The organism is Pseudomonas sp. McL0111, from assembly GCF_052567255.1.
The window spans coordinates 1,402,259-1,410,000 of sequence record NZ_CP199585.1 but is presented as its reverse complement, the minus strand read 5'-3'; the positions used below and the strand labels follow the sequence as shown (position 1 = coordinate 1,410,000).

Annotated in this window: 4 protein-coding genes and 3 rRNA genes (1 of these 7 cut by a window edge); 3 read left to right on the top strand and 4 right to left on the bottom strand. The window is 56.0% G+C overall.

What is annotated here, in order from left to right:
- The 3 genes from ACTWLJ_RS06315 to rrf (ACTWLJ_RS06305) all read left to right on the top strand — a co-directional run.
- Window positions 1-1,600, top strand: a 23S ribosomal RNA gene (locus tag ACTWLJ_RS06315); it begins 1,294 nt to the left of the window's first position.
- Between the two features lie 150 nt (window positions 1,601-1,750).
- A 5S ribosomal RNA gene (gene rrf / locus ACTWLJ_RS06310) occupies window positions 1,751-1,866 on the top strand.
- 105 nt (window positions 1,867-1,971) lie between these two features.
- Window positions 1,972-2,087: ribosomal RNA gene (gene rrf, locus ACTWLJ_RS06305) — 5S ribosomal RNA — on the top strand.
- A 72-nt stretch (window positions 2,088-2,159) separates the two neighbouring features.
- Here rrf (ACTWLJ_RS06305) and ACTWLJ_RS06300 read toward each other — a convergent pair.
- The 4 genes from ACTWLJ_RS06300 to ACTWLJ_RS06285 form a co-directional block, all read right to left on the bottom strand.
- Window positions 2,160-3,338 carry a PepSY-associated TM helix domain-containing protein gene (locus ACTWLJ_RS06300; protein ID WP_445180255.1) on the bottom strand — a complete coding sequence of 393 codons (1,179 nt, stop codon included), beginning with the start codon at window positions 3,336-3,338 and terminating at the stop codon, window positions 2,160-2,162.
- A gap of 75 nt (window positions 3,339-3,413) precedes the next feature.
- Window positions 3,414-5,915 carry a TonB-dependent siderophore receptor gene (locus ACTWLJ_RS06295; RefSeq protein WP_445180254.1) on the bottom strand — a complete coding sequence of 834 codons (2,502 nt, stop codon included), beginning with the start codon at window positions 5,913-5,915 and terminating at the stop codon, window positions 3,414-3,416.
- Window positions 5,916-6,002: 87 nt separating this feature from the next.
- Entirely contained in the window at window positions 6,003-7,016 is a 1,014-nt protein-coding gene (locus ACTWLJ_RS06290; protein ID WP_445180253.1) for a FecR domain-containing protein, read from the bottom strand.
- Window positions 7,016-7,516, bottom strand: a complete 501-nt coding sequence (locus ACTWLJ_RS06285) for a sigma-70 family RNA polymerase sigma factor (protein ID WP_445180252.1) — start codon at window positions 7,514-7,516, stop codon at window positions 7,016-7,018. The genes ACTWLJ_RS06290 and ACTWLJ_RS06285 overlap by 1 nt, the downstream gene beginning before the upstream one ends.
- Window positions 7,517-7,742: the final 226 nt, after the last annotated feature.

The window sequence follows — 7,742 nt, the reverse complement described above, 5'->3', positions numbered from 1 at the left end:
CCAAGGTTTCCTGCGCAACGTTAATCGACGCAGGGTTAGTCGGTCCCTAAGGCGAGGCTGAAAAGCGTAGTCGATGGAAAACAGGTTAATATTCCTGTACTTCTGGTTATTGCGATGGAGGGACGGAGAAGGCTAGGCCAGCTTGGCGTTGGTTGTCCAAGTTTAAGGTGGTAGGCTGGAATCTTAGGTAAATCCGGGATTCTAAGGCCGAGAGCTGATGACGAGTCATCTTTTAGATGACGAAGTGGTTGATGCCATGCTTCCAAGAAAAGCTTCTAAGCTTCAGGTAACCAGGAACCGTACCCCAAACCGACACAGGTGGTTGGGTAGAGAATACCAAGGCGCTTGAGAGAACTCGGGTGAAGGAACTAGGCAAAATGGCACCGTAACTTCGGGAGAAGGTGCGCCGGTGAGGGTGAAGGACTTGCTCCGTAAGCTCATGCCGGTCGAAGATACCAGGCCGCTGCGACTGTTTATTAAAAACACAGCACTCTGCAAACACGAAAGTGGACGTATAGGGTGTGACGCCTGCCCGGTGCCGGAAGGTTAATTGATGGGGTTAGCTAACGCGAAGCTCTTGATCGAAGCCCCGGTAAACGGCGGCCGTAACTATAACGGTCCTAAGGTAGCGAAATTCCTTGTCGGGTAAGTTCCGACCTGCACGAATGGCGTAACGATGGCGGCGCTGTCTCCACCCGAGACTCAGTGAAATTGAAATCGCTGTGAAGATGCAGTGTATCCGCGGCTAGACGGAAAGACCCCGTGAACCTTTACTATAGCTTTGCACTGGACTTTGAATTTGCTTGTGTAGGATAGGTGGGAGGCTTTGAAGCGTGGACGCCAGTCTGCGTGGAGCCAACCTTGAAATACCACCCTGGCAACTTTGAGGTTCTAACTCAGGTCCGTTATCCGGATCGAGGACAGTGTATGGTGGGTAGTTTGACTGGGGCGGTCTCCTCCTAAAGAGTAACGGAGGAGTACGAAGGTGCGCTCAGACCGGTCGGAAATCGGTCGTAGAGTATAAAGGCAAAAGCGCGCTTGACTGCGAGACAGACACGTCGAGCAGGTACGAAAGTAGGTCTTAGTGATCCGGTGGTTCTGTATGGAAGGGCCATCGCTCAACGGATAAAAGGTACTCCGGGGATAACAGGCTGATACCGCCCAAGAGTTCATATCGACGGCGGTGTTTGGCACCTCGATGTCGGCTCATCACATCCTGGGGCTGAAGCCGGTCCCAAGGGTATGGCTGTTCGCCATTTAAAGTGGTACGCGAGCTGGGTTTAGAACGTCGTGAGACAGTTCGGTCCCTATCTGCCGTGGACGTTTGAGATTTGAGAGGGGCTGCTCCTAGTACGAGAGGACCGGAGTGGACGAACCTCTGGTGTTCCGGTTGTCACGCCAGTGGCATTGCCGGGTAGCTATGTTCGGGAAAGATAACCGCTGAAAGCATCTAAGCGGGAAACTTGCCTCAAGATGAGATCTCACTGGAACCTTGAGTTCCCTGAAGGGCCGTCGAAGACTACGACGTTGATAGGTTGGGTGTGTAAGCGCTGTGAGGCGTTGAGCTAACCAATACTAATTGCCCGTGAGGCTTGACCATATAACACCCAAGCAATTTGCGTCGAAAGGCCAGATTGCGGTGTGTGAAGACGAAATGAACCGAAAGTTCGATCTTGCAAAACACCGAAAGCTATCACATACCCAATTTGCTGAAGCGAGACCATCTGGTCACGAGTCAGTACCCGAATTTCTTGACGACCATAGAGCGTTGGAACCACCTGATCCCATCCCGAACTCAGTAGTGAAACGATGCATCGCCGATGGTAGTGTGGGGTTTCCCCATGTGAGAGTAGGTCATCGTCAAGATTAAATTCCGAAACCCCAATTGCGAAAGCAGTTGGGGTTTTGTTTTAGTAGAAGTCCAAGTTTTTGCTGGCACGTTACTCCGGTAACGGGCTGGTCACAGAATTTCTTGACGACCATAGAGCGTTGGAACCACCTGATCCCATCCCGAACTCAGCAGTGAAACGATGCATCGCCGATGGTAGTGTGGGGTTTCCCCATGTGAGAGTAGGTCATCGTCAAGATTAAATTCCGAAACCCCTGTCTGCTAACGCAGACAGGGGTTTTGTCGTTTCAGGGCTTAAAAATCCGGACCTTCAAACCGCTTTACGTCTGCTGCTGCTTCGACGGGCCTGCCATTTACGCCACCAGATGTAGACGCCAGTCCCTGACAACCCTGCGATCAAAACACCTAACACCGCGATCATCACTTGCCCGGTGAATCCAATGATCCGTCCACCATGTATCGGCAACTGCAATCTATAAAACCGCTCTCCCAACGTCCCCTGTCCTGCTATCTCCAGCCCCAACAATCTCCCATCGGTACCGTGAAAGAACAGCCAGGATTTACCGTGAGCCTCAGTGTCATGCTGTCCAAATCCAGCCCCGTAGAAGTTGTATTCAAAGCTGTAATACAACTCACCAATTGCCGCTGTCAGCCATAACCTTTTGCCCTCCTCTAATGCCCTTTCGTACGCCTGTTGATAACTCAACTGCGTCACGCCCAAGTCTGCCGGAGGCATTCGCCCTCGGGCTTCATAGACGCTAGGTTCAATCGGCGAAAATAGGGACACGACAGGTTTAAACACCTGGCTCGGCAGGTTCATGGCGACGCTACTGACTGCAATAGGCAGCAACAACAACCACAGCCACAATCCCCCCGCACGATGCAGATCGAAGTTGAGCCGATAAGCATGCCCGCCCTTGATCTTCCAGGCAGTCGACCACTTCTTCCAGAAGGGCTTACCTCGTGGCAACGTCAGCCACAGCCCGACAAAGCAATCGATCACCCAGGCGATGGCGACCAGTCCCATCAACAACAATCCCCAGTTCCCCGGCAATGTCAGGTTGTAGTGGAACTCGAGAATGAACGGGACGAAGTTCTCCCGTTGAAAACAGCATTCACCCCAGTATCGACTAGCCTTCTGCTCAGCACTCACCGGGTCGAGATAGAACACTTGATTGCGCTCTTCAAACGGCTTGCCGGTTGCCGGATCGTTACGCGCAACCGCCGCCAGTAAAGCCGTATGTCCCGCCTCGTTCGGATACTCCATGTACCAGACTTGCAGCTTGGGATGCGCCGTTTGCACAGCGTCAACCAAGTCTCCCGGAGGCAAGCGTTGCCCCTCGGCCGATGCCGCGTAGAACTCGGGATTCAACCATTCATCTAGCTCATGATTGAACGCGAGAATGCTCCCGGTAATCCCGGCCAGCAGCAGAAAGACCGCCGTGGCCAGCCCAATGTAGCGATGCAATAAAACCAGATAGGCGCGCATTAAAATTTCCCCACAGATACGACAAAGCCAGCCTCTGAAATCAGGGGCTGGCTTTTTTATGCACGAGACAAATGTTTAGAACTGATAGCTGACCGTGGCCGCGACGTTGCGCTCTTCGCCCATGTAGCAGAAGTTCAGACTGGCGCAGGAAGCCACGTAGGATTCGTTGGTCAGATTGTTCGCATTCAGGCGTACATCGACGCCCTTCAAGCCGACCTTGCCCAGGTCATAGCCGATCGAGGCGTCGAACAGCGTGTAGGACGGCACCTTCATGGTGTTCTCAGCATCCGCCCAGCTGTAGCCGACATAACGTACGCCTCCACCCAGACGCAGACCGTCGAGTGCCGCGCTGTCGAACTTGTAGTCAGCCCACAACGACGCCATGTGGCGCGGCGCCTGAGTCGGTGAGTTGCCCTTGTTCTCGATCACATCGGTCGCTGTGCTCAGGGTGCTGACCATCGACTTCGAGTACTCGATGTCGGTGAAGGTGTAGCTGCCGAGGACTTTCAGGTTGTCGGTGAGCTGCATGTGCGCTTCCAGTTCCAGACCCTGAGAACGCACAGCACCTACAGCGCGGTAGAAGTTTTCCTGCGGCAGTTTGGTTGCGAGGTTCTCCTGATCAATGCGGAACAGCGAGGCGGTGAACAGATTGTCAGTGCCCGGCGGTTGATACTTCAGGCCGACTTCCCACTGAGTACCGTCAGTCGGTGCCAGCGGGTTGCCGGCGCTGTCAGCATAGGAATTCGGATTGAATGACTCCGAGTAGCTGATGTACGGCGCCAGACCGTTATCAAACAGATACAGCGCGCCCGCTCGGCCAGTCAGCTTGGTGCGTTTATCGTTGATTTCGGTGCCCAGCGGACGACCGGCTTCAGCGATGCGGTTCTCGTCGGAGGTCTCGACCCAGTCCTGACGCAAGCCGAGCGAGAAGCGCCATTTGTCCATCTCGATCAGGTCTTGCAGGTAAACGCCGGTCTGCTCCAGACGACGCAGATAGCTGGTCTCGCCATACATATCGATTGCCGAATTGCCGTACACCGGATTGAAGGCATTGATCGGCGCCAGGCCACCGCTGGTCCAGTCGACCACGGTTTTGCGGCGCTGATAATCCGCTCCCATCAACACGGTGTGTTTGGTGGCACCGGTGAAGAATTCGGCCTGCAGCATGTTGTCGACGATGAACGCGTGAAGGCGCTCGTCACCGCCAGTGTAATAACGGTTCAGTTCGTTGCTGGCCGGCGAAGTCCAGCCATAGGCGTAGACCTGATCCATGTTCACTTTGGAATCGAGGTAGCGGAAGTTCTGCCGTGCGGTGAAGACGTCGTTGAAGCGATGCTCAAACTGATAACCGAACGATTGCTGATCACGCGAGTAACCGTCGACACCCGGCTCGCCTTCGAAGAAGTGTGGCGAGATACGGTTGCCGTTGCGCTGATGAATCGTGCCGTCGGCCGGTACACCACCGTGGTAGCCGCCGTCTGGATCGTGTTGCAGATAGGCTTGCAGGGTCAGCGAGGTATCTTCGTTGAAATCGATGCTGATCGTCGGTGCCAGAGCGAAGCGCTTTTCCTTGTTGTGGTCAAACTGCGTGTCGGACTGATCCGTCAAACCGATCAGACGATAGGCGATGCGCTTGTCGTCATCGACCGGGCCGCTGAAGTCAAAACCCACTCCGCGCTGGCCTTGGGTGCCGACAGTGGCCTGCACCTGATGGTAAGCCTCGTACAAGGGTTTCTTGCTGGTCAGTGCCACCAGACCGCCCGGCGAGCTGCGGCCATACAGAACCGAAGATGGCCCTTTGAGAATATCCACGCGCTCAAGGAAATACGGATCGACCTGCATGGTGCTATAGGTGCCGCTGTCGCCCATCGACTTGAGGCCGTCGAGATAGATGTTGTCCACCGAACCGTCGTTGAAACCGCGCATCGCCACATAGTCATAGCGATGGGTTGCGCCATACGGATTGGTCAGCACACCGGGGGTATAGCGCATGGTCTGCGATACGGTTTGCGAGCCCTGATCGTCCATTTGTTCCCGGGTGACCACGGAGACACTTTGCGAGGTTTCCAGCAGCGCAGTACTGGTTTTGGTGGCGATCTGGCTGTGCGTCGCGTTGTAGCCGTCCATGCTGCCGAGTGCGTTGCCTAGTGCGAAGCCCTTGATGTCTGTGGTTGGCAGGGCGAGGGCTGCGGATTCGGCAATCGGGCGCAAAACGTAACTGCTGCCGTCCTGACTGACCGCTTCCAGCCCTGAGCCGCCGAGCAAATGGCTCAGGGCCTGATCGGTTGAATACTCACCTTGCACCCCCGGCGATTGCCGGCCTTGAGTCTGCTGAGGAGTCATCGACAAGGTGATTCCGGCCTGACGCGCAAACTGATTGAGCATGTCGCCCAACGGGCCAGCGACGATGTTGTAGCGATGGCTGCTTACTTCACTGCTACTTGCAGCCATGCTCAGGCCGGGCAACACACCGACACTCAGTGCGGTGGAAAACAATGCCGCGCGAACGGCCTGGCGCAGCAGGCCGGATTCAGCAGTGAAATTCAGAGGGTTCTTACAGGTGGCGCGGACGGTCATTGTAGGTTTCCGTAGGAAGTCGCGGAGGCAGAGTTGAAGTGCTTACTGACTAAGCCGGACTTGCTGCGAAAACCCGCCAAAATAATTTCAGACCGCCCGTTCCAGCGTCACCCACCAGCGAGTGCGATAGCGCAATTGCACCGGAAGTGTTTGCGGCAGGACCGCCAACAGCTTGTCGGTATCCTCCAGGCGGAAGACTCCGGACAAGCGCAGATCCGCGAGGTCGGATGCACAGCTGAGGAAGCCGTGACGGTAGCGACCGACTTCACTGAGAAAGTCGGCCAAACGCATATTGCGCGTCACGATCATGCCGTCGACCCATGCCCCGACGTCCATATCCAGTGGCGGCGCGAGACGCGCCTGATGGTGATCAATCAGATAACTCTGTCCGGCCAGTACTTCGATGGAATCGCCGTCGGCAGAATGCGGAGAAACAATCGCGACACGGCCCTTGGTGACGCTCAACCGTGTGCAATTGGCTTCTTCACGCACGATGAAACGCGCATCAAATGGCTCATAGCTGCCATGCCGACTTTGCACCCGCAGCGGTCGATTGAGCGAGGCTCCTTCGTCTGCGCCGCCGCAGGTGACGATGATTTCGCCACGAGTCAGTTTGATCAGTCGCTGCTGCTTCGTGTAATCCAGATCCACCGCACTGGCGGTGTTCAGCTCGATCCGCGTGCCGTCCGGCAACTGGAACCCACGGCGTTCGCCGGTGGCTGTCGCGTAGTCGGCGCTCCACTGTTGCCACGCCAAGGTGTCCTTGGCTAACCAGGCCGCAGAGCCCATCAGCAACGCGCCGGACAACAACTTCAAGGCCTGACGCCGACCCAGGCCCTGCGCACTGTTTTCCAGAGTATTGAACGCCACTTGTGCGCCGGGCACCGTGCGCAGGTTGTTACTCAGTTCAGCTTGCAGCGACTGCACACGTTGCCACGCCAGTTCGTGATCATGGTGCTCGGCGCGCCACGCTTCGCACTGGCGATTCAGGCGCGAGTTGCCATGATTGTTGCGCAGGCGCAGCAGCCAGTGGATGGCTTGTTTGACCACTTGCTGCTGTGGTTCGGCACGCCGGCCGAGAGAGAGATTATCCGTCGGCATCAGCTTTCGTACCGCAAGACATAGCAGTGAAACAGCGCCTCGGCGACGTAACGTTCAACCGAGCGCAGAGACAGGCCCATCTGCGCGGCGATCTGTTTGTGGGTCAAGCCTTCACACTGCGTAAGCAGAAATGCCTGACGCACTTTTGGCTTCAGTCCTTCGAGCATGCGCGCGATGCTTTCGAGCAATTCGATCACCAGCGCACGGGCTTCGGCACTTGGGGTTTCGGCTTCGGGCAAGTGGGCGATGGTTTCAAGGTAGGCGCGTTCGATTTCTTCGCGACGCCAGTGGTCGATCAACAGACCACGGGCAATGGTGCGCAGAAACGCCCGCGGCGCCTTGAGCTCTAGGCGTTCGGTACGTTGCAGCAGGCGCACGAAAGTGTCCTGAGCCAGATCCGCTGCATCGGCGGCGTTGCCCAGCCGCACGCGCAGCCAAGTGTTCAGCCAGCCGTGATGACTGCTGTATAGCGCCTGGACTGCAAACTCAGGTGAGGACATGAACGCGGTAGCCCGAAAACGTCACAAATGATAATTAGTCGCATTTTTATCAAGGCACGAAAATTTTGCAACCTTCACTCGATCAGCGTGGGTAAAAAATCTTACGGCGAACGCTCTGGCACGCCGTTCGGCGGGAATCTGGCAGAAATGCCGCCCATTTCCCACATAACCCTAAGATTTCTCCGACACGTGCCGACAGACTGGTGAGACATGCGTGCACCAAAGT

Coding starts and splice junctions, on each gene's coding strand:
- ACTWLJ_RS06300 (WP_445180255.1), bottom strand. CDS start 3,338: ATGCGCGCCTATCTGGTTTTATTGCATCGCTACATTGGGCTGGCCACG.
- ACTWLJ_RS06295 (WP_445180254.1), bottom strand. CDS start 5,915: ATGACCGTCCGCGCCACCTGTAAGAACCCTCTGAATTTCACTGCTGAA.
- ACTWLJ_RS06290 (WP_445180253.1), bottom strand. CDS start 7,016: ATGCCGACGGATAATCTCTCTCTCGGCCGGCGTGCCGAACCACAGCAG.
- ACTWLJ_RS06285 (WP_445180252.1), bottom strand. CDS start 7,516: ATGTCCTCACCTGAGTTTGCAGTCCAGGCGCTATACAGCAGTCATCAC.